This is a genomic window from Corallococcus sp. 4LFB (assembly GCF_046520365.1).
GTDB classification, from domain to species: Bacteria; Myxococcota; Myxococcia; order Myxococcales; family Myxococcaceae; genus Corallococcus; species Corallococcus caeni.
Window position 1 is genome coordinate 1 of the sequence record NZ_JBKGHJ010000910.1, and the last position, 1,800, is coordinate 1,800.

The 1,800-nt window shown below is 74.6% G+C and carries 1 protein-coding gene; it reads left to right on the forward strand.

Annotated elements, in window-relative coordinates:
* Nucleotides 1-287: 287 nt before the first annotated feature.
* Nucleotides 288-1,800 (forward strand): protein-disulfide reductase DsbD domain-containing protein (locus ACLEQD_RS42680; RefSeq protein ID WP_410391692.1); only part of this gene is annotated, 1,513 nt, incomplete at its 3' end.

Consider the following 1,800-nt stretch of genomic DNA (forward strand, 5'->3'; position numbering starts at 1 on the left):
CGGCCCACCCCCGGCCCGCGCCGCCCTGCCCGCCGCGGCGAACGGCGGTGCGCCCAAGGGGGTGACCCTGGACGGCGCGGCGCTGCTGCCCTGGAAGACGGGCGGCGGCGAGTCCTCGTAACCGCCTGGAGTCACTGAACGTACGAAGGAAGGCGCGGGGCCGGTGAGGGCCCCTGACGCCGGGCGTGCGGGCGTGCGGAATGCCCGGCTGCCCGGAAGGTTGAGTGCACCCTGTGGGGACGCATCCCAGGTAGCACGGCGTTTCCAGGTGGATTAACGGGAGTCGCATGACGCATCCGTGGAGCAAGAGGTCTGGAAGCCGGCTCGGTGGGCTGGGCGTGGTGGGCGCGTTGCTGGTGGCGGCGGTGGCCCAGGCCGCGCTGCCGTCCACCGCCGTGGGCAGCACCGCGCCGGACGAGGGCGACCCGCGCCTGGAGGGCGCGCTGCTCCTGGACGCCACGCAGGTGAAGGCGGGCGGCGACTTCCGCGTGGGCGTGCGCCTGCGGTTGGACCCGGACTGGCACGTCTACTGGAAGAACCCGGGGGACTCCGGCCTGGCCACGGACGTGGCGTGGGACGCGCCGGGCATCACGGTGGGCGACCTGCGTTGGCCCTTCCCCAGCACGTTCCGCACGCCGGACGGCTTCATCACCACGCACGGCTACCACGACGAGGTGCTGCTCTTCGCGCCCGCGCACGTGTCCGACAAGGCCACGGGCACGCTGACGGTGTCGACGGCGGTGGACGCGCTCGCGTGCAAGGTGCACTGCATCCCCGCGCAGTTGGTGCTGTCGCGCACGGTGCCGGTGGGGCCGGAGACGGTGCTGGACGCGGAGTTCGCGCCGCAATTCGACGCCGCCCAGGCCCAGGTGCCGGTGCCCGCGGGGGCGGAGGGCGCGCCGCGCGTGGCCCTGGCGCTGGATGGCACGTCGCTCACCGCGGGCAAGCCGTTCACCGGCACGCTCACCGTGACGACGGCGGACGGCAAGCCCTTCGCGGGCAACGTGGAGGATGACTTCTTCGTGCCCGGCCGCATCGCGGGCGTGGACAGCGTGACGCTGAAGCGCAAGGGGCCGGGGACGTTCGCGCTGGAGGGCCAGGCGTCGTCGGTGGTGCCCAAGAGCGAGCCCCGGCTCACGGGCGCGCTGCGCCTGGGCACGAAGGCCACGGGCTTCACGGCGGTGGAGGTGGACACGGCGCTCGCGCCGGTGGTGGCGGCGGCCGGGGCTCCGGTGGCGGGCGCGGACCCCTTGAAGGTCCCGTCGGTGAAGGACGCGCTGGGCAAGGTGAAGCCCGCGGTGGCGGCGGCGCCGGTGGCGGCCGAGGCGCCCATGGGGCTGGGGCTCGCGCTGCTGTTCGCGTTCCTGGGCGGCGCGCTGCTCAACCTGATGCCGTGCGTGTTCCCGGTGCTGGCCATCAAGGCGTACGGCTTCACGCGGCTGGTGGCGGAGGAGAAGGGCAAGGTCGCGCCGCACGCGGCGGCGTACGCGGGCGGCATCCTGGCGACGATGCTGCTCTTGGCGGGCGCGGTGCTGGCGGTGCGCGCGGGCGGCAACAGCGTGGGCTGGGGCTTCCAGTTCCAGGAGCCGCTGTTCGTCGCGGGCGTGAGCGCGGTGGTGGTGGCGTTCGCGCTCAACCTCTTCGGCGTCTACACGCTGGGCACGGACGGCACGGCGCTGGCGGGCAAGGTGGACCAGAGCCACGGCCTGCTGCGCAGCGCGGGCGAGGGCGTGCTCGCGGTGGTGCTCGCGACGCCGTGCTCGGCGCCGCTCCTGGGCACGGCGGTGGGCTTCGCCTTCG